The 26,494-nt window shown below is 30.0% G+C and carries 22 protein-coding genes; 5 read left to right on the top strand and 17 right to left on the bottom strand.

All coding sequences use genetic code 11. The features are described from left to right. Window positions 1–54 precede the first annotated feature (54 nt). The 4 genes from Q0714_RS01765 to clpB all read right to left on the bottom strand — a co-directional run bounded on the left by Q0714_RS01765 (window position 55) and on the right by clpB (window position 5,022). Window positions 55–963 carry a hypothetical protein gene (locus Q0714_RS01765; RefSeq protein WP_298262576.1) on the bottom strand — a complete coding sequence of 303 codons (909 nt, stop codon included), beginning with the start codon at window positions 961–963 and terminating at the stop codon, window positions 55–57. 19 nt (window positions 964–982) lie between these two features. After that, window positions 983–1,669, bottom strand: a complete 687-nt coding sequence (locus tag Q0714_RS01760; RefSeq protein WP_298262575.1) for a DUF6799 domain-containing protein — start codon at window positions 1,667–1,669, stop codon at window positions 983–985. Between the two features lie 163 nt (window positions 1,670–1,832). Beyond that, on the bottom strand, window positions 1,833–2,345 hold the full coding sequence (locus Q0714_RS01755) for a phosphoglycerate mutase family protein (RefSeq protein ID WP_298262574.1): 513 nt from the start codon (window positions 2,343–2,345) through the stop codon (window positions 1,833–1,835). Window positions 2,346–2,433: 88 nt separating this feature from the next. Continuing rightward, on the bottom strand, window positions 2,434–5,022 hold the full coding sequence (gene clpB, locus Q0714_RS01750) for an ATP-dependent chaperone ClpB (RefSeq protein ID WP_298262573.1): 2,589 nt from the start codon (window positions 5,020–5,022) through the stop codon (window positions 2,434–2,436). 133 nt (window positions 5,023–5,155) lie between these two features. Here clpB and ytxJ point away from each other — a divergent pair, with 133 nt between their 5' ends. After that, a complete protein-coding gene (gene ytxJ / locus Q0714_RS01745) occupies window positions 5,156–5,491 on the top strand; it encodes a bacillithiol system redox-active protein YtxJ (RefSeq protein ID WP_298262572.1) in 336 nt (111 codons plus the stop codon). On the opposite strand, the gene fahA is transcribed toward ytxJ, so the two are convergent. Next, window positions 5,469–6,761, bottom strand: a complete 1,293-nt coding sequence (gene fahA, locus Q0714_RS01740) for a fumarylacetoacetase (protein ID WP_298262571.1) — start codon at window positions 6,759–6,761, stop codon at window positions 5,469–5,471. The genes ytxJ and fahA overlap by 23 nt on opposite strands. A 120-nt stretch (window positions 6,762–6,881) precedes the next feature. Between fahA and glyA the strand changes: the two genes are divergently transcribed. After that, a complete protein-coding gene (gene glyA, locus Q0714_RS01735; protein WP_298262570.1) occupies window positions 6,882–8,156 on the top strand; it encodes a serine hydroxymethyltransferase in 1,275 nt (424 codons plus the stop codon). 77 nt (window positions 8,157–8,233) lie between these two features. Here the strand turns inward: glyA and rmuC are convergent, their stop codons facing one another. Then, a complete protein-coding gene (rmuC, locus tag Q0714_RS01730) occupies window positions 8,234–9,556 on the bottom strand; it encodes a DNA recombination protein RmuC (protein ID WP_298262569.1) in 1,323 nt (440 codons plus the stop codon). Window positions 9,557–9,648: 92 nt separating this feature from the next. Between rmuC and Q0714_RS01725 the strand changes: the two genes are divergently transcribed. After that, window positions 9,649–10,188: a 1-acyl-sn-glycerol-3-phosphate acyltransferase gene (locus Q0714_RS01725; protein ID WP_298262568.1), complete on the top strand. Its 540-nt coding sequence runs from the start codon at window positions 9,649–9,651 to the stop codon at window positions 10,186–10,188. Here Q0714_RS01725 and gcvT read toward each other — a convergent pair. Further along, a complete protein-coding gene (gene gcvT / locus Q0714_RS01720; RefSeq protein ID WP_298262567.1) occupies window positions 10,185–11,267 on the bottom strand; it encodes a glycine cleavage system aminomethyltransferase GcvT in 1,083 nt (360 codons plus the stop codon). The two genes, Q0714_RS01725 and gcvT, sit on opposite strands and share 4 nt — an antisense overlap. Before the next feature lie 180 nt (window positions 11,268–11,447). Between gcvT and Q0714_RS01715 the strand changes: the two genes are divergently transcribed. Continuing rightward, on the top strand, window positions 11,448–12,911 hold the full coding sequence (locus Q0714_RS01715) for an aminopeptidase P N-terminal domain-containing protein (protein WP_298262566.1): 1,464 nt from the start codon (window positions 11,448–11,450) through the stop codon (window positions 12,909–12,911). Between the two features lie 7 nt (window positions 12,912–12,918). On the opposite strand, the gene Q0714_RS01710 is transcribed toward Q0714_RS01715, so the two are convergent. The 9 genes from Q0714_RS01710 to Q0714_RS01670 all read right to left on the bottom strand — a co-directional run bounded on the left by Q0714_RS01710 (window position 12,919) and on the right by Q0714_RS01670 (window position 23,910). Beyond that, a complete protein-coding gene (locus Q0714_RS01710; protein ID WP_298262565.1) occupies window positions 12,919–14,043 on the bottom strand; it encodes an aminotransferase class V-fold PLP-dependent enzyme in 1,125 nt (374 codons plus the stop codon). Window positions 14,044–14,051: 8 nt separating this feature from the next. Beyond that, window positions 14,052–14,549 (bottom strand): DUF6265 family protein, encoded by a 498-nt coding sequence (locus tag Q0714_RS01705; RefSeq protein WP_298262564.1) that lies wholly within the window; start codon window positions 14,547–14,549, stop codon window positions 14,052–14,054. Window positions 14,550–14,600: 51 nt separating this feature from the next. Next, window positions 14,601–15,896, bottom strand: coding sequence for a threonine synthase (gene thrC / locus Q0714_RS01700; protein WP_298262563.1), 1,296 nt, complete (start codon window positions 15,894–15,896; stop codon window positions 14,601–14,603). A gap of 11 nt (window positions 15,897–15,907) precedes the next feature. Next, complete coding sequence (locus Q0714_RS01695; RefSeq protein WP_298262562.1) at window positions 15,908–16,828, bottom strand: homoserine kinase; 921 nt, start codon at window positions 16,826–16,828, stop codon at window positions 15,908–15,910. Between the two features lie 3 nt (window positions 16,829–16,831). After that, the gene (gene thrA / locus Q0714_RS01690) at window positions 16,832–19,276 is read right to left on the bottom strand and encodes a bifunctional aspartate kinase/homoserine dehydrogenase I (protein ID WP_298262561.1); all 2,445 of its coding nucleotides are present in this window, start codon (window positions 19,274–19,276) and stop codon (window positions 16,832–16,834) included. 351 nt (window positions 19,277–19,627) lie between these two features. Further along, window positions 19,628–20,836 carry a diaminopimelate decarboxylase gene (gene lysA, locus Q0714_RS01685; RefSeq protein ID WP_298262560.1) on the bottom strand — a complete coding sequence of 403 codons (1,209 nt, stop codon included), beginning with the start codon at window positions 20,834–20,836 and terminating at the stop codon, window positions 19,628–19,630. Window positions 20,837–21,011: 175 nt separating this feature from the next. Further along, the gene (gene pepT / locus Q0714_RS01680) at window positions 21,012–22,244 is read right to left on the bottom strand and encodes a peptidase T (RefSeq protein WP_298262559.1); all 1,233 of its coding nucleotides are present in this window, start codon (window positions 22,242–22,244) and stop codon (window positions 21,012–21,014) included. A 63-nt stretch (window positions 22,245–22,307) separates the two neighbouring features. Then, window positions 22,308–22,865, bottom strand: a complete 558-nt coding sequence (locus Q0714_RS01675; protein WP_298262558.1) for a hypothetical protein — start codon at window positions 22,863–22,865, stop codon at window positions 22,308–22,310. A 7-nt stretch (window positions 22,866–22,872) separates the two neighbouring features. Next, a complete protein-coding gene (locus tag Q0714_RS01670; RefSeq protein WP_298262557.1) occupies window positions 22,873–23,910 on the bottom strand; it encodes an oxidoreductase in 1,038 nt (345 codons plus the stop codon). Window positions 23,911–23,956: 46 nt separating this feature from the next. On the opposite strand from Q0714_RS01670, the gene Q0714_RS01665 reads away from it, so the two are divergent. Next, window positions 23,957–24,877, top strand: a complete 921-nt coding sequence (locus Q0714_RS01665; protein ID WP_298262556.1) for a patatin-like phospholipase family protein — start codon at window positions 23,957–23,959, stop codon at window positions 24,875–24,877. A 109-nt stretch (window positions 24,878–24,986) separates the two neighbouring features. On the opposite strand, the gene Q0714_RS01660 is transcribed toward Q0714_RS01665, so the two are convergent. Further along, a complete protein-coding gene (locus tag Q0714_RS01660) occupies window positions 24,987–26,468 on the bottom strand; it encodes a S41 family peptidase (RefSeq protein ID WP_298262555.1) in 1,482 nt (493 codons plus the stop codon). Between the last annotated feature and the right edge of the window lie 26 nt (window positions 26,469–26,494).

Below are 26,494 nucleotides of genomic sequence, written 5' to 3'. Positions count from 1 at the left end.
GTAACAACCGAAAAATCTCTGATTTTCCAGTTGTACAAATCTTATAAAATACCGTTAAAAATTATAAGCAATTCCTAAAACCCAATAAAATGAGGTTTCTAAATTTTCTTTTACCAATGTTGAATCCACCAATAAATTAGATTCATTTTGAGGTAAAACTAAGGTTGGTAAAAATGAAAATGTAAATGAATTTTGACGATACCACATGGGTACACCAAATTCTAAAGCCATAAAGCTAAATTGTTCACTTTCTTGGACTTCAACAGTCGTTATAATAGTTTCTGATATGTTATTCATTCCACTTCCATTCCCATGACCACTACCGCCAGAGCCACTTCCTCTAGTAAATCTGTTATTTACAAAATATTCTTGGTAAAAGTTTTGTGAACCAAAATAAACTCCTATGGTTGGAGAAATTTGAAATTTATAGTTGTTTGTTATAAAATCATGACTTATTTCAGAGGATAGAAATAAATCCGAATTATCACTAGTATTAAAATATGCACTAGCTGATAATGAAAGATCTACAATAGTAAAATCATATAAAAAATTAGTAGTGAAATCTGCTATTACTTCAGAAATTACATTGTAACTATCCTCATTAAAAAAGTATTTAGTAGCTGATATATCACCGTAAAAATTACCGATATTAAAATCGTAACCTGCAGAGATTAAAAATACGTCAATTCTACTTTCATTTTTTTTTGTTAAGTATGAAAAAGAAGCTTTAGTATAGAAACCAGATTTGTGATGATACATAAGTGAAGGGTAAAGGTAAGGAGATTCAATGGAATCTTTTCTACCCATAAATATGGCATCGCTAATATAATTTATATCCATTGAGAAATACGAGTCTTTGGTATTGATACTTTCAGGATTGTTGTTTTTAGTTTGAGCAGCTACTGTTGTACCAAATATGACAAAAAGCGCAATAAAAAGAAATTTAAATTTATAGGTGTCCATTTTAATTTATTTAAAATTTTTACATCTGTCCGGAACCCTTTTTCATTCCTTTTTTTTGTGATTTTGGCTTCATTTGTAGCTTTTTTTTAGTCATAGTTTTGGTAGCTTTCTTATTTTTTTGAACAACCATTTTTCTATGCATATAGGTGTTTTTATACATTTCTCCATTTAAGTTTATGCATTCACCATCTTTTAAACGTAACTGTTGACGTGCTTTTGTTTGAAAAGTTCCATCAGGATTTACAACAGTTCCATTTCCTAAATTAAGCTGTTCTTGAATCTTATTTTGCTCTTGGTTTCTTATTTGATACATCTGACCATCAATATTTATAATCTGAAATCTATTTTGATTTCTAACTTGAATTTGAGCTTCTGATAACCCTTTATTTTCTTGTTGAATTTTATATCGGTATTGATATTCATTTCTATATAAAATTCCATCACTATCTAAACATGAGCCATCTTTTAAACGTAATTTGATTCGATCTCTAGTTTGGTAAGTTCCATCCGGATTTACGATGGTACCATCGTTTAAAGTTATTTTATCTTTTAAACGAATTTGATCACGATCTCTTATTTGAAGTACTTCCCCATCAACCAACATGAATCTTGTTTGGTCTCGATTTTTATCTTGATCTTTGTTTTGTGCTACTAATCCAATAGTTCCTAAAACTATAAAAATTAAAATATTGACTATTTTTTTCATAATATAAACCTTTAAATATTTATTTAATTATTCGCAAACTTTGCTTTTTAAAGCTGCTTTTGCGAACTATTAAAATTTAGACCTCAAATATTTCTAAAGGTTTAATTAAAATTTGAAAAAAGTGATAGAGGGATATTATATCAAAGTTTTATGAATAGTTGTATTAATGGCTGTTGATTTCTAATAAAATATCATTTTTTAAACCATTTGTAAGAGTGATTATATAAAGATTTGCATTATTGGTATCATCAATATCTGAATATTTTTGAATGCCTAAAATTTTGTTTGCAAACTGAGGTGTAGTGTTACTATGTCCAACAATTAAAACTGTTTTACCTGTTGTTTTTTCTTTAAATTCCTCATTATATAAATCTCGAGGATTGTAAAACAATATTTCTAAATTAGCACTTAAAGCTGTTGGTTGTGCTGTTTGTATGGTTCTTTTATAATTTGTAGTATAAATAAAATCAAAAGTCACATTTTTAAAAACCTTTGCCCAATTTTGGGCTCTTTGTAAACCAATTTCAGTTAAGTTTGGATTTGTATTGGTTTTATTTGTTCTGTCTTTTTCAGCATGTCTTATTAAATAATACGTTGTAGTTTGATCTTTTTGTCCCTTTACGTTTTGAATATTAATTAATGAAATTGCAAGTATAAAAAATATAATTTTTCTCATAAAACATGGTTTAATTTGAAGCAAGATACATAAAAAAACTCCTTAGTTAATTTAACTAAGGAGTTTTATAATTAGTTTCTTTAAAAAATTACTTGTTTCTAAATACAATTTTGTCATCGAAAGCATCTAATAATATATGACTATCCGCAGTGACCTTCCCTGATAAAATTTCTTTAGACAATTCATTTAAAATATCTTTTTGAATCACTCTTTTTACAGGTCGTGCACCAAATTGAGGATCGAATCCTTTATTTGACAAGGCATTTACAACATCTTCAGTGTATTCAATATGTATCTCTTGTTTTTTTAATAATTTAATTAAACTATTTAGCTGTAATTTAATAATTTGATGAATTTCAGCTAAGTTTAAAGGTGTAAACATAATTATTTCATCAATTCTATTTAAAAACTCGGGTCTAATGGTTTGTCTCAATAACCCAATTACTTCCACCTTCGTAGCTTCTGTAACTATGTCTCTCTTTTCCATATCCATATCTTCAAATTTTTCTTGAATGATATGGGCTCCCATATTTGAGGTCATTATTACTATGGTGTTTCTAAAGTCAGCAACTCTTCCTTTATTATCGGTCAATCTACCTTCATCTAATACTTGCAATAAAATATTGAATGTATCTGGATGTGCTTTTTCAATTTCATCCAATAAAATAACTGAATATGGTTTGCGTCTAACAGCTTCTGTCAATTGTCCGCCTTCATCATACCCTACATAGCCTGGAGGTGCACCTACCAATCTACTAACTGCATGACGCTCTTGATATTCACTCATATCAATACGAGTGATAGAGTTTTCATCATCAAATAAATACTCTGCTAAGGCTTTTGCTAATTCTGTTTTACCAACGCCTGTGGTACCCAAAAATAAGAAAGTACCAATAGGTTTTTTAACATCTTGTAAACCTGCTCTAGAACGTCTTACAGCATCTGAAACTGCTTGAATTGCTTCTTCTTGTCCCACAATTCTTTTATGCAATTCGGTTTCTAAATGCAATAATTTTTCACGTTCGCTTTGTAGCATTTTGGTAACAGGAATTCCTGTCCATTTGGCAACTACTTCGGCGATATCATCACGTGTTACTTCTTCTTTAATTAAGGCTGAACTTTGATTTTCAGCTAATTCTTTTTGAAGTTTCTCCAAAATATCTTGTTCTTGCTTAATTTTACCATAACGTATTTCTGCTACTTTACCATAATCTCCATCGCGTTCGGCTTGTTCGGCTTCCAATTTATAGTTTTCTATAGCCTCTTTACTCGCCTGTACATTATCAACCAATTCTTTTTCAGAAGACCATTTTGCATTTATTTCATTTCGTTCCTCTTTTAAATTAGCAAGTTCCTGCTTTAAAGAAGTTAATTTTTTCTCATCCTTTTCTCTTTTAATGGCTTCAATCTCAATTTCTAACTGCATTATTTTTCTATCCAAAACATCAAGTTCTTCTGGTTTTGAATTGATTTCCATACGTAGTTTTGCGGCAGATTCATCCATTAAATCAATGGCTTTATCTGGTAAAAATCTATTCGAAATATAACGTTGCGATAGTTCAACAGCTGCAATAATTGCTTCATCTTTAATTTGAACTTTATGGTGGTTTTCATATTTTTCTTTAATACCACGTAAAATAGAAATGGCACTTTCAGTATCAGGTTCATTTACCTGTACTTTTTGAAACCTACGCTCCAACGCTTTATCTTTTTCAAAATATTTTTGATATTCGTCTAGAGTAGTGGCACCAATGGCTCTTAACTCGCCACGCGCTAATGCAGGTTTTAATATGTTTGCAGCATCCATAGCTCCCTGTCCACCACCAGCACCAACTAAGGTATGAATTTCATCAATAAACAACACGATTTCTCCATTAGAAGCTTGTACTTCTTTGACTACAGATTTTAAGCGTTCTTCAAATTCGCCTTTGTATTTTGCTCCAGCAATAAGCGCTCCCATATCTAAGGAATAGATTTGTTTATCTTTAAGATTTTCTGGAATATCTCCTTTGATAATACGATGGGCTAAACCTTCAGCAATTGCTGTTTTACCTGTACCTGGCTCACCAACCAACATTGGGTTGTTTTTGGTTCTACGCGATAAAATTTGAAGAATACGTCTAATTTCTTCATCACGACCAATTACTGGATCTAATTTTCCATCTTTTGCTAACTGATTTAAATGACGCGCATATTTGTTTAATGAATTGTAGGTATCTTCAGCACTTTGTGAAGTTACTTTGCTTCCTTTTCTTAATTCAATTATGGCAGCTTTTAACTCTTTATCTGTTACACCCTGATCTTTTAATATTTGTGAAGTCGTGTCTTTAGTATTGAAAATTCCTAAAAGTAAATGCTCAATTGAAACATACTCATCTTTTAAATTTTTAGCTTCAATAGTTGCAGAATTTAACATTTTTGATGCATTTCTAGACAAAGACAGTTCTCCTCCAGAAACTTTTGCATAACTTTCTAATGTTTTATCTAATAAATTTTTAAGTAAATCAATATTAACACCTAGTTTATTAAATATATATGGAGTTACATTTTCATCAACTTCAAAAATAGCTTTTAAAATATGTGAATTTTCTATTTGCTGATGCTCTAAACTTTGCGCTATTTGTTGCGCTTGTTGAATAGCTTCTTGCGATTTTATTGTAAAATTATTAAAGTTCATAACGTTTAATTTTTTTTGTATTTATATTTGTAACTTCAAATAACATTCCAATAAAGAATAAGTACTAATTTAAGTCATTTTGTCTTATTTTTTAAGGGTTTACGACAAATTGTCTTTAATTTAAATAGAAGTTATGAACTGGATTCCTTTGACTGAAACACAACAATTAGATGAACTTATTGATATATCTAATTCTAAACCTATTGTTATTTTTAAACACAGTACCCGCTGTGGAATTAGTAGAGGGGTATTGACTCAATTTGAAAAAGCAACAAATTCTTTAGAAGAACATGTTGCTTTTTATTATTTAGATTTATTGAAGTTTAGAACGATTTCTAATGAGATTGCAACCAAGTTTGATGTTTTTCATCAATCTCCTCAACTTTTATTAATTAACAAAGGTAAAGCAGTGGCAAACTTTTCTCATTACGATATTATTTCGTCTTTTATTTTGAGTGATTATATTTAGGAGGTAGAATTTTTCCAGTACATTTTCCAAATCCAATTCTCACTTTTTCATTTTCACAATAGCCTCTTAAAATTACATTGTCGCCATCATTAAAAAAAGTTCTTGTAGTTCCATCCTTTAATGTAATTGGTTCTTTTCCTCCCCAAGTAAGCTCAAGCATAGAGCCATAACTATTTTTTGTAGGTCCAGAAATAGTTCCACTTCCCATTAAATCTCCAGCTCTAACGTTACATCCATTAACTGTATGATGCGTAAGCTGTTGATTCATTGTCCAATACATATATTTAAAGTTGGATTCGCTTAAAATATTAAGATCTCCATTTTCGGTTTCTAAAGAAGCTTGTAATTTAACATCAAAACTATTATCTGTTCTTTTTTGTTGTAAATAAGGTAACGGTGTAATTTCCTGTTTTGGGCTCTCACATCTAAAAGGCTCCAAGGCATCCATAGTAACTATCCAAGGAGAAATTGTAGAAGCAAAGTTTTTACCTAAAAAAGGGCCTAAAGGAACATATTCCCATTTTTGAATATCACGAGCACTCCAATCGTTAAATAATACCATACCAAAAATGTAGTCTGCCGCTTCATCTATACCAATAGGTTCTCCCAAATTATTAACATCGGTAGTTACAAAAGCTGTTTCAAGCTCCATATCTAATTTTTCTGAAGGACCAAAAATAGGTTGTGTTTCACCCATTGGAAGTAGTTGTCCATGTGGTCTTCTAATTGGTGTTCCTGAAACAATAATTGAAGAAGAACGACCATGATAACCTACCGGTACATGTAACCAATTGGGCATTAAAGCATTTTCTTTTCCTCTAAACATTACACCTACGTTTGTAGCATGTTCTTTACTTGAATAAAAATCGGTATAATCACCTACGTTTATTGGCAAAAGCATTTCCACTTCATTTACATCAAAAATAATGACATCTCTATGTTTTTGATTATCTCTTAAAGTTGAATTTTCAGTGTCAAAAACATCTGCAATTCTATTTCTAACTAATCTCCAAGTTTTTCTTCCATCTGAAATAAAATCGTTTAACGAATCTTGCATAAACATATCATCCGTTAATGGAATTCCATCAAAATAACCTAATTGATGAAAAGCTCCTAAATCAATTGCATACTCTCCAATTCTAGTACCAATTGTAATAATATCATCTTTAGTAATAAAAACACCGAAAGGAATATTTTGAATTGGAAAATCGCACCCTTTTTCAACGTTTAACCAAGATTTTCTGCTAGGATCATTTGCTGTTATTTGCATATATATAAACTATATTGTTCTATTATTAAATATTATTATCAAATATATAAGTTTCTTCTTAATTGCAAAATGAATTTGCTAAATTTGCCATTAATTTAACTTTTAAAAAAGTATCAAATAATGCAACGCGACCAAATTATTTTCGATCTAATAGAAGACGAAAGAGAAAGACAAACAAACGGTTTAGAATTAATTGCTTCAGAAAACTTTGTAAGTGATCAAGTTATGGAAGCTATGGGCTCAGTTTTAACAAATAAATATGCTGAAGGATACCCCAACAAACGTTATTACGGTGGTTGTGAGGTAGTTGATATTGTTGAGCAAATTGCTATAGACAGAGCAAAAGAACTTTTTGGTGCTGAATATGTGAATGTACAGCCTCACTCAGGCTCACAAGCAAATGCAGCTGTTTACCATGCGGTATTAAATCCTGGAGATAAAATTTTAGGATTTGATTTGTCTCATGGAGGACATTTAACACATGGGTCACCAGTTAATTTTTCTGGGAAATTGTATCAAACTTCATTTTATGGAGTTGATCAAGAAACCGGCGTTTTAAATTACGATAAAATTCAAGAAATTGCAGAAGTTGAAAAACCAAAATTGATTATTGCTGGAGCTTCAGCGTATTCAAGAGATATAGATTTTGAAAAATTCAGAAAAATTGCAGATTCTGTAGGAGCTTTATTAATGGCAGATATTTCTCATCCTGCTGGACTTATAGCAAAAGGAATTTTAAATGATCCAATTCCTCACTGTCATTTTGTAACTACTACCACTCATAAAACATTGAGAGGCCCTAGAGGTGGTATTATTATGATTGGAAAAGATTTTGACAATCCTTTTGGATTGAAATTAAAAAACGGAAATCTTAAAAAAATGTCAACTTTAATTAATGCTTCCGTATTTCCTGGAAATCAGGGAGGTCCGTTAGAACATGTAATTGCTGCTAAAGCAGTTGCTTTTGGAGAAGCGTTAACAGATGAGTTTTTACATTACCAAATACAAGTTAAAAAAAATGCCGCTGCTATGGCAGATGCATTTGTTGCTAAAGGATATAAAATTATCTCTGGAGGGACAGATAACCACTGTATGTTAATTGATTTAAGAAACAAAAATATTAGTGGAAAAGAAGCTGAAAACGCTTTAGTAAAAGCTGATATTACCGTAAATAAAAACATGGTTCCATTTGATGATAAGTCACCATTTGTAACTTCTGGTATTAGAATTGGTACTGCAGCGGTTACAACAAGAGGCTTAAAAGAAGATGATATGGTTGCGGTGGTAGAGTTAATAGATGAAGTACTTATGAATTTTGAAGATGAAGCTAAACTTGAAAGTATCGCTGAAAAAGTAAATGAAATGATGTCTGAAAGACCCCTATTTAAATGGTAATAATTTAGATATAAAAAAAGCCCTGATTTTACAGGGCTTTTTTTATACGTATATTTTTAAATATATTATAAATTAATTTATTCATCATTTTCATTGGCACGTTCTAATAACTTATCGTTAAATGTTTTACTTCCTTTAGCTCCTAATTTTTTAATAGCTTCTACTCGTTTAATTAAATTTCCCTTTCCGGTTAGTTTTTTCATAGAAGAATCATAAGAACCTTGTACTGTTTTTAATTGATTACCAATTTTAATTAAATCCTCAGTAAGGTTAACAAACTGGTCATAGAGTCTACCTGCTTGTAAAGCTATCTCAATGGCATTGCGTTGTTGTTTTTCATTATTCCACATACTATCTATAGTTCTAAGCGTAGCAAGTAGGGTAGTAGGCGTTACAATTACTATATTTTTTTCAAATGCTTTATTGTATAATTGATTATCGTAATTTAAAGCAATGGCAAAAGCAGGTTCTATAGGAACAAATAATAGTACAAAATCTGGAGATTCCATTTCATAAATATCTCCATACTTTTTATCGCTTAATTGCTCAATATGTCTTTTTAGTGAATTGACATGCTCTTTTATGGAACGTTCTTTTTCAGTTTCTTCATCTGTATTTATATAATGTTCATAAGCGGTTAAAGAAACTTTAGAATCAATTACCATTTTTTTATTATTTGGTAAATGTATAACTACATCGGGCAATATTCTTTTACCCTCTGCATTGGTAAAACTTTGTTGAACAAAATACTCTCTATCTTTTTCTAAGCCTGACTTTTCCAATACACGTTCCAAAACCAATTCTCCCCAATTTCCTTGAGTTTTACTATCTCCCTTCAATGCTTTTGTAAGGTTAATGGCTTCCTTGCTCATTTGTTCATTCAACTCTTTTAACCCAAATATTTGCTGACGTAAAGCTGCGTGATAATCAATGCTTTCTTTATGGGTATCTTCTACCTTTTTTTCAAAAGTTTGAATTTTTTCTTGTAAAGGATTTAAGATATTTTTTATATTTTCTCTATTTTGCTCCGTAAATTTTGTAGATTTTTCTTCGAGTATTTTATTGGCTAAAATTTCAAAATCTTTAGAAAATTTTTCTTGTAGCTTTTCAACATCCGCTTTATTTTCTTGTAGCTTTCCTTCTAAATTTTTAAGTTCAGATACCTTTTCAGTTAAGCGCAAATCTATTAGGTGTTTTTCATTATTTAAAATAGATTTTTCTTCATTTAACTTAGTAACAATATTTAAATTAACATCTTTTTCTTCAAGTAAAAGTTTATTTCTTGTTTCTAACTCAGAAATTGTTTTATCAAGCTTGTTTTTGGTAAATAGTTTACCTATAACAAAACCTAGAATTAAGAAAATAATTCCTATTAAAACATAAAAAAAAATAGCATTCATTATCTTTAAATATTAGTTTATAAAAGTAAGATTTTTATATTTGTTGCTAAACTAACTGCTAAAAAAATAAAAGCAGAGTTATTAACAACCTTATGAAACTACTTGCTCGATTTATATTGTTTAAAATTTTAAAATGGAAAATTATTGGAAGTTTTCCTAAAGAATTGAAAAAATATGTAATCATAGCTGCTCCTCATACACATTGGATTGATTTTCCCTTAGGAATATTGGTTAAATGGGCAGAAGCTGCTCCAATAAATTATATTGGAAAAGCTTCGTTATTTAAACCACCTTTTGGTTTTATTTTTAGATGGCTTGGAGGTGCCCCAGTAAATAGAAGCAAAAGCACTAACAAAGTGCAAGCTATTGTTGATGTATTTAATAAGAATGAGAAATTTATTTTGGCTTTATCACCTGAAGGCACTAGAAAAAAAGTTGAAAAATGGAAAACAGGTTTTTATTATATTGCAAAAGGAGCAAACGTACCTATTGTGATGGCTACCTTAGATTTTAAAAATAAGCAAGTCAAAATCTCAGATCCTTATTATTTAACGAACGATATGGAAAAAGATTTTGACTTGTTTTATACTTATTTTAAAGAGGTTGAAGGTAAAATACCTGAATACAGTTAACCCTTGTAAAATGGTAAACGTACCACTTTTGCTGGAATTGCTTTTTTACGTACTTGAATAAAAATTTCTGTATCTCGTTTAGCAAAAGCTGTTTTAACATAGCCCAAACCAATCGCTTTTTTTAATGTAGGACTCATAGTACCAGAAGTTACTTCCCCAATAATTTCCCCTTGTGCATCAACAATTTCATAACCGTGGCGAGCAATTCCTTTATCAGTTAATTCAAAAGCAACTAACTTTTTAGCAACGCCTTCTTCTTTTTGTTTTTTTAATGCTTCAGAATTTACAAAATCTTTAGAGAATTTTGTAATCCAACCTAAACTAGCTTCAATAGGTGAGGTAGTGTCATTAATATCATTTCCATATAAACAGAATCCCATTTCCAAACGTAAAGTGTCTCTTGCAGCTAATCCAATAGGTTTAATACCAAATTTTTCTCCTGCTTTAAATACTTCCTTCCAAATATGCTCGGCATCTTTGTTTTTAAAATAAATTTCAAATCCTCCAGATCCTGTATAACCTGTTGCTGAAACAACCACATCATTTACACCTGCAAAAGTTCCTATTTCAAAAGTGTAATATTGCATATCAAACAAGTTAATTTCAGTAAGAGATTGAAGTGCTTCAGCTGCATCTGGTCCTTGTATCGCCAATAAAGAAATTTCGTCAGAACTATTGGTCATCTCAACTCCAAGATCGTTGTGTTGAGAAATCCAATTCCAGTCTTTTTCAATATTTGAAGCATTTACAACCAACATATATTCTTCTTCGGAAATTCTATAAACTAATAAATCATCAACAATTCCACCATCATTATTTGGTAAACAACTGTATTGAACTTTTCCATTATGAAGTAAAGAAGCATCATTAGAAGTCACTTTTTGAATCAATGCTAAAGCATTCTTTCCTTTTAAATAAAATTCTCCCATGTGCGAAACATCAAAAACACCTACACTGTTCCTTACAGTTTCATGTTCTATGTTTACACCTTCATATTGTACTGGCATATTATAGCCTGCAAATGGCACCATTTTAGCACCTAATTCCTCGTGAATGTGAGTTAAAGCAGTATTTTTCATTTAGTTTTATTTTTGTGTCGCTAAAGTACTAAATAATCATAAAATGTATCGGTATTAAATTAACTTATTATTATGATAAACATGTAGAAATTATATTTATTTGTTAATATTTTAGAATTTGTAGGTGTCAATATTTCTTTTTTTATATTTGAATTAAATTTTTTGATAAAAAAACTACTTATGAAGCTAAAAAATGTAATTCTTGGACTTTGCTATTTTGTAATAACAAGCACTATAGCACAAAATAAATTTTTACCAGAAGATTATTTAACTAAAGATTTTCATAAGGAAAGAAGAGAGCAATTAAGAAAAAAACTTCCTAAAAATAGTGTGGCTGTTTTTTTTGCTAACCCAGTTAGAAATAGAGCCAACGATGTGGATTATGTTTACCATCAAGATCCTAATTTTTTCTATTTAACAGGGTATAAAGAGCCACATGCTATGGTTTTAATTTTTAAAGAAAATCAAACCATAGATAATGTCAATTTTAATGAAGTAATTTTTGTACAAGAACGTAATGAAAGAGCTGAAATGTGGACAGGTAAAAGGCTAGGAGTTATTGGTGCACAAGATGATTTAGGTTTTAGAGTTGCATTTAATGGTAGCGATTTTAGAAGTTATGACATAGATTTTTCAAAGTTTGATAAAATTTTGTTTGAAAATTTTAAAAATGACGTTAGAGATACAAGAAATAATGCTGATTTATATGATTTAATTAAAACATTTAAAGAAAAAGTATCGTTTGATTTGATTCACTTAAAAAATCCATCAAATGATAAAATGTACAATGAAACTAAAAAAAGAATTGATACTGATATGTTACAGGGTATTATGGCTTCTTTACGTGAAATAAAAACCAAAGAAGAATTAGTTTTATTAAAAAAAGCGGTTGAAATTTCTGCAGTCGGGCAATTAGAAATGATGAAAGCGATGCACCCAAACATGTCTGAAACTGAAGCACAAGGAGTTCATGAATTTGTTTATAAAAAATACGGAGCAGAGTATGAAGGATACCCATCTATTGTTGGAGCTGGTAACAATGGTTGTATTTTACATTATGTAGATAATAATAAAACACATATTGGAGATTCTAATTTAATTTTAATGGATTTAGGAGCAGAATATCATGGCTATACAGCTGACGTTACTAGAACAATTCCTGCTAATGGAAAATTTACTGCAGAACAAAAATTAATTTATGATTTGGTATATAAAGCACAAGAGGCTGGAATAGCTGCTTATAAAATTGGAACTAAAATGTCTGAACCTAATGCTATAGCTCGTAAAATTATAAATAAAGGATTGGCAGATTTAGGAATAATTGCATCAGAAAAAGATAGGCATAATTATTTTCCACATGGAACTTCACATCATATTGGGTTAGATGTACACGACCCAGGGAATTATAACAAATTTGAAGAACATATGGTGGTTACCATGGAACCTGGAATTTACATTCCAGAAGGAAGTCCTTGTGATGAAAAATGGTGGGGAATAGGAATTCGTATTGAAGATGACATTTTAATTACTAAAAATGGACCTGTAAACCTATCCGCTATGGCACCTAGAACATCAGAAGCAATTGAAGCAGCTATGAAATTACCAAGTGTTTTGGATAATTTTAAATTGCCTAAATTAGACTAGTTATTTTTTAAGATAAAGCTTGTTGCCAATCAGCAATTAAATCATCAATATGCTCTATACCAACAGAAACTCTAAGTAAGTTTGATGGAGTAGGACTATTTTCTCCTTCAACAGACTTCCTGTGTTCTACTAAACTTTCAACTCCGCCTAAGCTAGTTGCAGTTGTAAAATATTTTAATTGTGTTGAAATTTGAAATGCATTTTTCTCGGTACCTTTAATTAAAACTGATAGCATAGCTCCAAATCCTGTTTGCTGACTTTTAGCGAGAAGATGCTGAGGATGACTTTTTAATCCAGGGTAAAAAACTTTATCAATTTTAGGGTGACTTTCTAAAAAAGTAGCTAATTTATGTGCATTTTCAGTTTGTTTAGAGATTCTTAAAAATAATGTTTGAATTCCTCTAGCAATTAACCAACAATCAAAAGGTGCAGGTACAGCTCCTGATAATGATTGTATGTTCCTAATTTTATCAGCTAAATCATTATTATTTAAAACAATGCAACCTCCCAAAACATCGCTATGACCCCCAAAGTATTTTGTGGTTGAATGCACTACCATATCTGCTCCTAATTTTAAAGGATTTTGAAAAACAGGAGTTAACCAAGTATTGTCAACCACACATAATGCATTGCCTTTATGCGCAATTTTTGCAATAGCCTTAATGTTACTTATTTTTAATTGTGGGTTCGAAGGGCTTTCAATCCAAATTATTGCTGTTGATGGTTTTATAGCTTTCTCAACTTCAAGTAAATTACTCATATTTACCAAGCTATAGCTTAAATTCCAACGTTGAAAAACATCTTCCATTAATTTTTTAATAGCATAATAAATATCATTCGGTAAAATAATATGATCACCAGATTTTAAACTTTGTAAAATTGTACTAATAGCAGCCATTCCAGAAGAAAAAGCAAAAGCAAACTGCCCTTGCTCCAATTGTGCAATACTTTGTTCAACAATAGTTCTGTTAGGGTTTCCATTTCTAGAATAAATAAAATCGTTATTGTAAGAACCATCAGTATTTCGTTTGTAGGTACTTGCTAAATAAATTGGAATGCTAACTGGTTCCACATCCATCATTTTATTTTCAATACTTTTTATTGCAAGCGTTTCAAATTTTGGTTTTTGCATTATTTTCTTCAATTTTTTAAGGTATATGAAAATTTTATTTCTTCTTTTAAACCATTACTTTTTTCAAAAACTACGTAGATGTTTAATTTATTTTCACCTACTTTTTCAAAAGTCAATCCGTCAAAATAAACTTTATTGTTTTCAATTTTAACTAATCTAAAATTTTCAGACACCTCTTTTTCTTCCCAGCCTTTTAAATCATTATCAAAATGTTTAATTCTTAGGATTAAGGTTTCATTTAATTCAGAAATGGTACATAACTCATAAAACTTAACTTTATTATCAACTACTAGTTTAAATGATCCCATCATAGAATCTCCCATTGGAGCAGTCCAAACTTCTTCAGTTAAACCCCCTAAAGCTTTTCCTTGCCAATACCCAGCAATCCAAGAAACTTGTTTCAGAGTTGCTTTAGGTGATTTATTAACTGGAGTATACTTTAACGTATTTTGAGCAATTGATATGGATATGATAAGGCAAAAAAGAAAAGCTAGATATTTTTTCATCACAAAAAATTTATCTAGCTAATCTACTATAATTATTTTAAAATATAGTCATTAAGATTTTAATAAGTAAGCTTTTAACTCTTCATAAGTAGAAATATTTATAGCTCTTTTTTCTTTATGAATAACTTTCAAAATTTGTTTAGGCAACTCAATTTGTTTAGTAATTATTGGACTTACGACATCTAAAAATTTAACAGGATGAGCTGTTTCTAAGAAAATTCCTTGAGTTTCTTTGTCAATTCCATATTTTTTCAACCCTAAATAGCCAACAGCTCCATGTGGGTCAGTAATATAATTACATTTTTCATAAAGAAATTTCATCACCTCTTTGGTTTCATTATCAGTAAATGAATAAGAAGATAAGGTATCTTTCAACTTTGAAGAATTATTTTTAAAAATTTCTAATATTCTTACAAAATTACTTGGATCACCAACATCCATAGCATTAGAAATGGTTTGTTTTGAAGGTTTGGGTTGGTAAACTCCAGTATTCATATAATTAGGAATAATGTCATTTATATTTGTTGAGGCAATAAATTGTTTTACAGGCAACCCCAATTGTTGCGCCATAAGTCCAGCACAAATATTTCCAAAATTACCACTTGGGACAGAAAAAACTATTTGTTTGTGTTTGTTTTTTAATTGTTTATATGCAAAAAAGAAATAAAACATTTGAGGTAACCAACGAGCAACATTTATAGAATTTGCAGATGTTAAATTTTTAGAACCTAATAAATCTGTATCTAAAAAAGCATTTTTTACCATTGTTTGGCAATCATCAAAAGTGCCATTTACTTCTATTGCTGTAATGTTTTTACCTAAAGTAGTAAGCTGCTTTTCTTGCACTTCACTTACCTTTCCACTTGGGTATAAAATAACCACATCAACACCTTCAACTCCTAAAAAACCACTAGCTACAGCACCTCCTGTATCTCCAGAAGTTGCGACTAAAACCGTAACCTTAGCAGTGTTATTTATTTGATTAAAATATCCTAAACACCTCGCCATAAAACGAGCACCAACATCTTTAAATGCCATGGTAGGCCCATGAAAAAGTTCAAGAGTTGCAATATTGTCTTCAACAGCAACAACTGGAAAATCAAAATTAATTGTTTCTTTTATGATTTCTTTTAAGATTCTTTCTGGAATTTCATCGGCTACAAATTGTTTAATTACTTCATAAGCTATTTCTTCATTTGAAAAATATTCAATATTTTTAAAAAAACCTTTAGTTAAGGGTTTTATTGATTTAGGAAAATACAATCCTCTATCTGGAGCCAATCCTTTTATCACAGCATCTTTAAAAGATACATCTGGTGCTTTTTTATTTAAACTATAAAAATTCATAGTAGTATTTATTATATTTTTTTTATTCCTTGTTTGTTAATTTTGGAAATATGTATATCGTATGGAATTCCGACTTTATCATATACAGCTTTCATAGCTTCTCCAACTTTTATGGCTGTTTCTTCACCTTTACTTAATGCAAAAATTGAAGGGCCAGAACCTGAAATACCACAACCTAAAGCTCCTGTGTTTATACAGTTTTGCTTAACTGCATCAAAAGCAGGAATCAATATTGAACGGATAGGTTCAATAATAAAATCTTCTAGAGAACGACCAATTAAATCATAATCTTCAGTATATAAACCACTGATTAATCCTCCAACATTTCCCCACTGTTTGATGGCTTCTTTGAGTGGAACAGAGGTTTTTAAAATCTCTCGTGCATCAGAAGTTTTAACTTCAATTTGAGGATGAATCACGCTGGCAAATAACTGACTAGGGGTATTGATTTTAACAATGTCTAAAGGTTGATAACTTCTAACTAAAGTAAATCCACCAAAAAGAGCAGGGGCAACATTGTCTGCATGAGGCACCCCTGTAGCAAGCCGTTCACCTTCCATTGCAAAACGTACTAATTCTAAATTTGAAAAAGGTTTTCCAAGCATTTCGTTAATTGCCCAAACAGCTCCAGCTGAACTCGCCGCACTACTTCCAATGCCGCTACCAGGCTTTATTTGTTTATTAATTTCAATCTCGAAACCAAATTCACAGTCCGTTTCAGCTAATAAAGCCAAAGCTGCCACTCCTGCCACATTTTTATGTGTGTCTAGTGGTAAATCTTGCCCAATTATTTTAGTAATAGTTACTCCTTTCTTAGCAACTTTTTTAATCAGCATTTCATCACCTACAGTGTCTAAAGCTAATCCTAGCACATCAAAGCCACACGATATATTTGCAATGGTAGCTGGTGTAAATATTTTTAGTTGTTCCATAATTTAATTATTTCCAATTCTAATAATATCCGCAAATAAACCCGAAGCTGTCACATCAGCTCCTGCACCTGCTCCTTTGATAATTAAAGGTTGTTGGCTGTATCTTTCAGTGAAAAACAAAACAATATTATCACTACCATCTAAATTATAAAAAGGGTGGTTTGAAGAAATTTCTTGTAAACCAACTTTTGCCTTCCCATCATCAAATTCTGCTACATATTTTAATCTACACTTATTGTTTGCTGCATTTTGTTGAATTTTATTAAAATGGTTGGCTTCAGTTTTTAAAGTTGCTAAAAAATCATCTACAGAAGCTGATTTTAGGGAAATTTCAGGTAAAAAAGAATTATTTTCTATGTCTGATAATTCTAGTTTTGTTCCACTTTCACGCGCTAAAATGAGTATTTTTCGCATAACATCAATACCACTTAAATCAATTCTTGGATCAGGTTCGGTGTATCCTTGTACACCTGCTTCATTTACAATTTCATAAAATGAATTCTTCTCATTAAAATTATTGAAAACAAAGTTTAAGCTTCCAGATAAAACAGCTTGTATTTTGGTAACTTTATCACCCGAAGCTACTAAGTTTTTTAAGGTATCTATAATTGGTAAACCAGCACCAACATTGGTCTCAAATAAAAACGGAGCATTGTATTCTCTAGATAAGCGTTTTAAGTTTAAATAATTTGTATAGTTTGAAGAACAAGCAATTTTATTACACGTAACTACAGCAACACTTTCTTTTAAATAACTAGCATATAAACTTGAAACTTTTTCATTGGCAGTATTGTCTACAAAAATGCTATTTCTATAATTTAGTTTGGTTACCTTTTCATGAAAAAGATCCATATCAAGTGGTTCTCCTTTATCTAATAAAATTTTCCAATTTTCTAATTCAATACCATCTTCATTAAATAGCATTTTTTTAGAATTTGTAAGAGCTATTACTCTAACCTGAAGTTTTAAATTATCTAATAGATATTGTTGCTGTTGCTTAATTTGAGCTAATAGTTTGCCACCTACATTACCTACGCCAACTATAAATAAATTTAATTGTTTTGTTTGATTCTCAAAAAACTCAGAGTGTAATGTGTTTAATGCTTTTTTAATATCTTTATGAGCAATAACTGCTGAAATATTTTTTTCGGAGGCGCCTTGAGCTATCGCTCTAATGTTTACATTATTTTTACCTAAAGTACTAAACATTTTTCCACTAATACCCTGATGACTTTTCATATTATCACCAACAAGTGCAATAATAGCATTGTCTTTTTCTACGGTTAATGGTTCTACTTTACGCTGCTCAATTTCATAAGAAAAGGTGGTATCAATTGCTTTTTTAGCTTTTTCAGCATCCTGATTACTTATTGCAATACAAATGGAATGTTCTGATGAAGCCTGAGTAATTAAAGCTACATTAATTTGATGATGTGCTAAAGATTCAAACAAACGCTTAGAAAAACCAGGAATTCCAATCATACCACTTCCTTCCAATGTAATTAATGTCATATTTTCAATATGGCTGATTCCTTTAATTGGGTTGGTATTAGAAGAAACTTTTGTAATTAATGTACCATCCGCTTTGGCATCAAATGTATTTTTGATGCAAATTGGGATTTCTTTTTCTAAAACAGGTTGAATGGTTGGTGGATACAATACTTTAGCACCAAAATGTGAAAGTTCCATAGCTTCTTGATAAGAAATATTTTTTATTGGAAATGCTTGCTTAACAAACTTAGGGTTTGAAGTGTACATTCCACTTACATCTGTCCATATTTCCAAAATTGAAGCGTTTAATGCTGCTGCAATAATTGCCGCTGTATAATCGGACCCTCCACGCCCTAAAGTAGCAACTTCTCCTTTTTCTGTTTTAGCAACAAAACCAGGTAAAACAACTATAGTGTGTTTATTTTGATTAAAGTATTTTTCAATTGCAGCATTAGTTTTACTAAATTTTACAGAAGCATTAGAAAAAGTTTCATTGGTTACAATTAATTCTTGAGAATTTTTAAGCGTAGAGTCTAATCCGTTATATTTCATAGCCTTTGCTATAATAAAGGATGATAAAAGTTCACCAAAACTAACAATTTTATCTGAGGTTTTATTTGATAATTCATTAATTAAAAAAACTCCTTCTAAAGTGTTTTCTAGTTTATTAAGCACTTTTTTTACTTCCCCTAAAACACTACTTTGGTTACTCACAGGGATTAATTCACGTATAACATTGATATGTCTGCTTTCAATTTCTTTAAATTTATTGATATAGACATTGTTACTTTCACAGGCTAAAGAACCCGCTTCTAATAATAAATCTGTTACGCCCCCTAAAGCAGAAACAACTACAGCGACTTTATTTTTATAGGAGCTTTCTTTAACTATGCTAATTACTTTGTGAATGTTTTCTGAGGAAGCTACAGAAGAACCTCCAAATTTCAATACTTTCATTGGTATTATTTTATAATATTTTTAGTTTAATTTTAAAATATTCCTTGTTTCAAATCTTTTGAAATCGAATATATACAACGGATGATATGAATAGAAAATAACCCTTAAAGGGTAATAATAGTAGTAGTAATAGCAATCGTAAAACTGCGAATGATATTCGCCGTTTGAGTAAATAAATATGTTTTTACTAATTGCATAGGGCAAATGTACATATTTTTGATTAACTACAAATATTTAAAGGTATTTTTAATTAAATATTTATTTTAGAGGTAATCAATTGATTAATTTGTAAAAAATAGCATATAATATTGTTATTAATAAAAAACTCCGAAATAAATTCCGGAGTTTTTGCTAATCGATATCTATAATAACTTGATTTTTTAATAAATCGTCAAAGGTTTCTTCTTTTCTTATGAGGTAATCTTTTCCTTTATAAACTAAAACTTCAGCTGGTCTATAACGCGAATTATAATTTGATGCCATGGAGAAACAGTAAGCCCCAGCATTATTAAAACATAATATATCTCCTTCTCTAATTTCACTAATTCTTCTATTAGATCCAAAAGTGTCTGTTTCACAAATATAACCAACTACAGAATAATAACGCTCTCGTCCTTGCGGATTTGAAATGTTATGAATATGATGATAGGCATCATACATCATAGGACGAATTAGGTGGTTAAACCCTGAGTCAATGCTAGCAAAAACAGTAGAGGTGGTATGCTTTACCACATTTACATGTGCTAAAAAATAACCAGCTTCACTTACCAAAAATTTCCCAGGTTCAAACATCAATGTTAATTCCTTGCCATATTCTTTACAAAATTGTTTAAATCTTTTAGAAAGTTTTTTACCTAATTCTTCAATATTTGTTGAAATATCTCCTTCTTTATACGGTACCTTAAATCCGCTACCAAAATCAATAAACTCTAAATCTTTAAATTCATTAGCTGTTTTAAACAAAATTTCTGTAGCTGCTAAAAATACATCAATATCTAAAATATCAGAACCCGTATGCATATGGATACCGTTAACTTTCATCTTGGTGTTTTTAACAACTCTTTTAATATGTGGAACTTGATGAATAGAAATCCCAAATTTAGAATCGATATGCCCAACAGATATTTTATGATTTCCACCAGCCATAATATGTGGATTGATACGTATGCAAACTGGGATGTTAGGGTAGTGTTGACCAAATTGTTCTAATATAGAAATATTGTCAATATTTATTTGTACTCCTAAATTAGCAACTTGCTCAATTTCTTGTAGCGAAACACCATTAGGTGTAAAAATAATATTTTCAGGTTCAAAACCAGCTTCTAAGCCTAATTGTACCTCTTGTATAGATACCGTATCAATACCTGAACTTAATTTTTTAAATAATTTTAAAATGCTAATATTTGAATTTGCTTTTACAGCATAATTCAATTTTAAATTTTCTACAGTTGAAAAAGCATTGGTAATACGATTATATTGAGAAATAATTTTTTCTGAATCATAAACGTATAGCGGACTTCCATACTTTTCAGATAATGACGTTAGTAGTTGATTATTCATTTAATATTTTTTAGAATTTCAAAAGTAAACAACCTATTTATTATTTTATAATATATTTTTAAAAAATAACACTATTTAACAAGTTGTTAAATTTTATTGACTCAGTACATAATGATAAAAAAACACCCCTCTAATTTGAAGGGTGTTCTACTTAATTAATATTTAATTTGTTTATTTATTTCGCACGTTCCGCAGTAATTTTAGCAATTTTTACAATAACATCTGTTGCTAATTGTAAAGATTCTGCTGCAACATATTCATATCTTCCATGGAAATTATGCCCTCCAGCAAAAATATTTGGACAAGGTAATCCTTTGTATGATAATTGGGATCCATCAGTACCTCCTCTAATAGCTTTAATTATTGGCTTTATATTTAACTGTTTCATTGCTTCTTCAGCAATATCCACAATATGCATTACTGGCTCAATTTTCTCACGCATATTAAAGTATTGATCTTTAATTTCAACTTCAATTAATTTATTTCCCAATTTTGCGTTTAAGTCATCTGCTACTTTTTGAAACTGTGCTTTACGGTTTTGAAATAATTTCATATCATGATCTCTAATAATATATTCCAATTCAGTTTTTTCAACCTCTCCGTTCATAGAGTGTAAATGATAAAAACCTTCATATCCTTCTGTTTCTTGAGGGATTTCATTTTTAGGTAAAGCAGCAATAAAATCACTAGCAATTAACATGGAATTGATCATTTTTCCTTTGGCATATCCAGGATGTACAATTTTTCCGTTAATAACCACTTTTGCACCAGCAGCATTAAAGTTTTCATATTCTAATTCTCCAACTTGGCTACCGTCCATAGTGTAAGCCCATTCTGCTCCAAACTTTTCAACATCAAACATATGAGCTCCTTTACCAACTTCTTCATCAGGGGTAAAACAAATTCTTATTTTACCATGTTTAATTTCAGGATGATTGATTAAATATTCCATAGCGGAAACTATTTCGGTAACTCCTGCTTTATCATCGGCACCTAAAAGAGTTGTTCCATCTGTAGTGATCAAAGTTTGACCTTTATATAATAACAAATCATCAAAATAGCTTGGGGATAATACAATGTTTTCTTCTTTATTTAAAACAATGTCTTCTCCATTATAATTAGGATGAAATTGAGGCTTGACGTTTGTTCCCGTATAATCTGGACTAGTATCAATATGAGCTACAAAACCTATAGTAGGTACTTTGTAATCTACATTTGAAGGGAGTGTAGCCATGATATAACAATTATCATCTAAGGTAACATCATCCATACCAATTTCTTTTAATTCATCAACCAAAATATGCGCTAAATCCCATTGTTTTTCTGTACTTGGAAAAGCTGGATTATTTGGGTCTGACTGTGTATCAACAGTGATATACTTAACGAAACGATCTATTATTTTTTGCATTTTATTAAAATTTTCATCAAAAATAAGTATTCAATTATCTTTTTACAATCTAAAAGTCATAAATTATTGTAAAAGTTCAATTTTTTCAATAAGCTTAATTGAACTGCATATTCTTTCCTCAATAGCATTTGCTCCATAAATTTCAGAAGTAGCAGATAAATAGGAGTTTGGGTTGATTTTTACTAATAAGTTGAATTGATGGTATTTAAAGCCTTTTTTAGTACCTTTCACTACATACCAAAATGCAGGTTTTTTTTTGAATTCAAGAGTGTTCTTTTTTACAGTTTCCAAATTTTTTATTGCAATTAATGAGTCTGTTTTTTTAAAAAATGAATCTTCAAAGTTGAGTTCTCCATAGTTATAAGTAACATCTAAAATAAAAGTTTCACTTAATTGCTTTGTAGTGTCTGCACTGAAAATTTCAGATTGACTTTCATTGTAATACAATTCTGTTTTCCAGTTTTTTGGAATTTTTAATTTAAAGTTTTTGTTGAAATCTTTATAAACTGTTAAGTTATCAAAATCTGTAGAGTTACATTTAAAAATACTGCTTAATTCGGATTGTTTTTTACAACTAGAAAATAAAAGCAATATTATAATAAAAAAGATCAGATATCTCATTACACATTTAATTAATAGTCATTTTTGCAATAGTTTCGTTTCCTGAAAGCCACGCAGTGTTTTTTGAAACTACACGAATGGTATAAAATCCTTCATCACTTACTTTTTGCCATGTTTCACCTGAATTATTAGAATAAAATACTCCGTTTGTAGATACTGCCAAAACTTCTTTTCCATCTGTATTAGGAATATATTGCACACAGCTTACATATTTTGGAGCTTTATTTTCTGCTACTACTTTCCAGGTTTTACCACCATCTGTTGTAATTGCTTTGTTTGCAGAATTTCCAAATTTATCCAAATAATCTCCACCACAAATTATTCCTTTGTTTTCATTAAAAAAATCTACAGAATATATTCCTGTTGTGTTTTTTCCTTGAATGATAGGAGTTTGGTAAACGCTCCAAGTTAACCCCATATCGGCTGTATGAAAAATTCTAGCTTTAATTCCACCAGTAACTATCCATGCATTTTTACCAACAATTGCAATATTGGTATTACTTGCAGCAAAAGCAGCTTCTCCATCACTAATTTTTGGTAAATTTTCACAAGGTATTTTTCCCCAAGTTTTACCACCATCTCGTGTAAGTAATATAGATAAGCAATTACCTGTTGGATCTCCCATGGCTATTCCATTCAGTTCGTCAAAAAATTTCATGGAGTCATAAAATACTTTTTCATGTGTTTCTTTATAGACAATGTTTATTTGATTATTTTTGTACTGATAGAGTAGTGCTGGATTCCCAACAGATAATGCATAAAAAGCTTCTTTATTAAAAGCCAATGCTCTAAAATGTGGAATAATAGTGTCGGTTATAATTTTTTTTGTAGCTCTTAATTTTCCTGAACTTGTAATGATACCAATATCACCATTTGAACCTGCATATACCAACGAAGAATCATTGACAATTTCTATAGCTCGAATACTAGTACTGTCCAGTTTAAATTTTTCTATTGAAATTGTTATTGTTTCACGTGGATGGTAATTTTTTTTACAAGCACCAAAAACAATAAAGATTGCAAAAAAAGATATTGTTCTTATCATTTTAATATTTTTAAGGGTCTAAATTAATTAAAACATTCCTATTTTCATGAAAAAAGCATTAGTAATATCTGGTGGAGGTAGCAAAGGTGCATTTGCAGGAGGAGTTGCACAATACTTAATAAATACTAAAAAAAAGAAATACGATTTATTTGTTGGATCTTCAACAGGTAGTTTAATGATTTCTCATTTGGCTTTAGGGAAAGTTGATGAATTAAAAAAAATTTATACAAACGTCAACCAAAATTCAATTTTTAGTAATTGTCCCTTTAGTATTAAAAAAGTACATGGTGAAAAAATAATAGGTATCAATCACTTAAATACTTTATGGAATTTTATTAACGGAAGAAAAACTTTTGGTGAAAGTAAAAATTTAAGAAATCTTATCACTAAAAATATTAGTAAAGAAATGTTTGAGCAGCTACTTAATAGTAAAGTAGATACTATTGTAACAGTTTCAAATTTATCATTAAATCAAGTAGAGTATAAATCTTTAAAAGAATGTAATTACAATGATTTTTGCGATTGGGTTTGGGCTTCTTGCAATTATGTTCCTTTTATGAGTTTATTAATAAAAAATGGCTGCCAATATGCTGATGGTGGGTTTGGATGTTTAGTACCAATTAAAGAAGCTGTTTTACGTGGCGCCAAGGAAATTGATGCCATTATTTTAGAAACGGAAGTAACTCAAATTAATAGAATACCATCTAAAAATGCTTTTTCATTATTATTTGATGTATTTGATTTTATGCTTGAACATGTAGAACGCCATAATATTACAATTGGAAAACTATCGGCAAAACACAATGATGTAAAACTTAATTTATTTTATACACCTACCGTTTTAACAACTAATTCGTTAATATTTGATAAAAAACTAATGACAGAATGGTGGAAAGCTGGTTTTCAATACGCACAAAACAAAGATAATGAATCTATGAGTGAATTTAGAGCTGATGTTTTAAACTAGAGCAAAGGCAAAAAAAATTACTTTTTAGGAAATCCAGCAATAAAATTATCAATAAAAAAAGACAAACTAGAAAAGTTTGTCTTTTTTTATTTTATCTAAAATAATAGTACTATTTTAAAAAAGTACCATCTATATACATTTCTTTACTAAATTTATTTTCCATTACTGAAATATCTAATTCTACCACATCAACAAAATCGATAGATTTTGAAGGAGTCATTCTTGAAGAAATTCCTTTTATATCGTCTAAAGCAGCTTTTAAAACCACTTCATTTTCATCACCAAAAGGCAATATGTTATTCCAATAATTGTATTCAATAACCTCAATATCTGGCGCAAAACCTTGTATATAATCACTTTGCCCTAATTTATTGTAAATTTGAAATACAATAGGTTGCATCGCATATAAATGAGAAGGGTTGGCAGAGGACTCATTTAAGTAATTAGAAGAGGGAGAATCATATAGGGTAACTGAACCTACATTTTTTCCATAAGTAGTAGTTCCAATTACTTTTACGGGCATAAAAGGTCTCAACCCATTAATTATCATTTCGCTAGCTGAAGCTGTGCTTCCAGATGTTAATACATACAATTGATTGATATTGTTTAATCTATTTATGGCTTCAGTTCCAATTTCCTCTCCACTGGAATCATAATTTTTTTGAGTATTTTGAAAAGTATATGCACCATTTTGATTGGTGTGCTTATCGTTAAATTTTAACTCTGCAAAAATATCACTTCCAGCACTTTGAGATATCATACTAGCCAAATAAGCAGAAGTTGCAACAGAACCACCACCATTCAATCTTAAATCTAAAATCAACTCATCAATTCCTTCAGCTTTAAATGTTGCAAAAACAGCATTCAATTCATCATTATAAGAAGACTTAAATCCATTATAAACTAAATAACCTACTTTTTTACCATTGATATCATTAAATACTTTTGAAAAATGTATAGGGTTTTCAGCCAAAACTACTGAAGTAATTGTTTTATCTTCAATTGGATTTAAAACACCTCCATTTTCATTAACCATGGTTAATGTAACTGTTTCATTTGAAAGCTTTCCAGCAGTTGTACTGTAATTAGCTTCATTAACTACAACCCCATCAATTGCATTAAAAATATCACCTCTTTTTATTCCTGCATTTGCTGCTGGAGATTCAGGCGATACATAACGAACATAGAATATAATATCTCCATTATTGTTAATTTTTACAGCTTGTAGTCTAAAACCAAACGATTTAGAAATTCCTTGGAAAGAATTATTTAATTCAACATAATCATCAACAATCCAAGAAAACCTATCAGTGTTTCCTTTATTATATAATAAACTTTCAAATAAATCTTCTGGATCTGAAAAGCCGTTTAAATAAGTATAAAAAGCATCGGTATCATTATCTTTAGTATCGGCTAAGTTAGCAACATTGGGCTGCCAATTGTACCAAGAATTCATTCCTTTCCAAACAAATTTATTTATAGGGTTATTTAACTCTGTTGTAATAACTGGTTCGTCATCATTTTTACTACAACTAATAAAAACGAGACTAAATATTATATAAAAGGCTAACCAATAATTTATTTTTTTCATTTTCTATTCATTTATTTTCTTTTATT

It is taken from the genome of uncultured Lutibacter sp. (assembly GCF_947493565.1).
In the GTDB taxonomy this organism is placed as follows: domain Bacteria; phylum Bacteroidota; class Bacteroidia; order Flavobacteriales; family Flavobacteriaceae; genus Lutibacter; species Lutibacter aestuarii.
This window is presented reverse-complemented; position numbering and strand designations above follow the sequence as displayed.

What these genes read in the sequence shown, in the direction of transcription:
- Q0714_RS01765 (WP_298262576.1), bottom strand. Translation starts at nt 963, where the DNA reads ATGGACACCTATAAATTTAAATTTCTTTTTATTGCGCTTTTTGTCATA.
- Q0714_RS01760 (WP_298262575.1), bottom strand. Translation starts at nt 1,669, where the DNA reads ATGAAAAAAATAGTCAATATTTTAATTTTTATAGTTTTAGGAACTATT.
- Q0714_RS01755 (WP_298262574.1), bottom strand. Translation starts at nt 2,345, where the DNA reads ATGAGAAAAATTATATTTTTTATACTTGCAATTTCATTAATTAATATT.
- clpB (WP_298262573.1), bottom strand. Translation starts at nt 5,022, where the DNA reads ATGAACTTTAATAATTTTACAATAAAATCGCAAGAAGCTATTCAACAA.
- ytxJ (WP_298262572.1), top strand. Translation starts at nt 5,156, where the DNA reads ATGAACTGGATTCCTTTGACTGAAACACAACAATTAGATGAACTTATT.
- fahA (WP_298262571.1), bottom strand. Translation starts at nt 6,761, where the DNA reads ATGCAAATAACAGCAAATGATCCTAGCAGAAAATCTTGGTTAAACGTT.
- glyA (WP_298262570.1), top strand. Translation starts at nt 6,882, where the DNA reads ATGCAACGCGACCAAATTATTTTCGATCTAATAGAAGACGAAAGAGAA.
- rmuC (WP_298262569.1), bottom strand. Translation starts at nt 9,556, where the DNA reads ATGAATGCTATTTTTTTTTATGTTTTAATAGGAATTATTTTCTTAATT.
- Q0714_RS01725 (WP_298262568.1), top strand. Translation starts at nt 9,649, where the DNA reads ATGAAACTACTTGCTCGATTTATATTGTTTAAAATTTTAAAATGGAAA.
- gcvT (WP_298262567.1), bottom strand. Translation starts at nt 11,267, where the DNA reads ATGAAAAATACTGCTTTAACTCACATTCACGAGGAATTAGGTGCTAAA.
- Q0714_RS01715 (WP_298262566.1), top strand. Translation starts at nt 11,448, where the DNA reads ATGAAGCTAAAAAATGTAATTCTTGGACTTTGCTATTTTGTAATAACA.
- Q0714_RS01710 (WP_298262565.1), bottom strand. Translation starts at nt 14,043, where the DNA reads ATGCAAAAACCAAAATTTGAAACGCTTGCAATAAAAAGTATTGAAAAT.
- Q0714_RS01705 (WP_298262564.1), bottom strand. Translation starts at nt 14,549, where the DNA reads ATGAAAAAATATCTAGCTTTTCTTTTTTGCCTTATCATATCCATATCA.
- thrC (WP_298262563.1), bottom strand. Translation starts at nt 15,896, where the DNA reads ATGAATTTTTATAGTTTAAATAAAAAAGCACCAGATGTATCTTTTAAA.
- Q0714_RS01695 (WP_298262562.1), bottom strand. Translation starts at nt 16,828, where the DNA reads ATGGAACAACTAAAAATATTTACACCAGCTACCATTGCAAATATATCG.
- thrA (WP_298262561.1), bottom strand. Translation starts at nt 19,276, where the DNA reads ATGAAAGTATTGAAATTTGGAGGTTCTTCTGTAGCTTCCTCAGAAAAC.
- lysA (WP_298262560.1), bottom strand. Translation starts at nt 20,836, where the DNA reads ATGAATAATCAACTACTAACGTCATTATCTGAAAAGTATGGAAGTCCG.
- pepT (WP_298262559.1), bottom strand. Translation starts at nt 22,244, where the DNA reads ATGCAAAAAATAATAGATCGTTTCGTTAAGTATATCACTGTTGATACA.
- Q0714_RS01675 (WP_298262558.1), bottom strand. Translation starts at nt 22,865, where the DNA reads ATGAGATATCTGATCTTTTTTATTATAATATTGCTTTTATTTTCTAGT.
- Q0714_RS01670 (WP_298262557.1), bottom strand. Translation starts at nt 23,910, where the DNA reads ATGATAAGAACAATATCTTTTTTTGCAATCTTTATTGTTTTTGGTGCT.
- Q0714_RS01665 (WP_298262556.1), top strand. Translation starts at nt 23,957, where the DNA reads ATGAAAAAAGCATTAGTAATATCTGGTGGAGGTAGCAAAGGTGCATTT.
- Q0714_RS01660 (WP_298262555.1), bottom strand. Translation starts at nt 26,468, where the DNA reads ATGAAAAAAATAAATTATTGGTTAGCCTTTTATATAATATTTAGTCTC.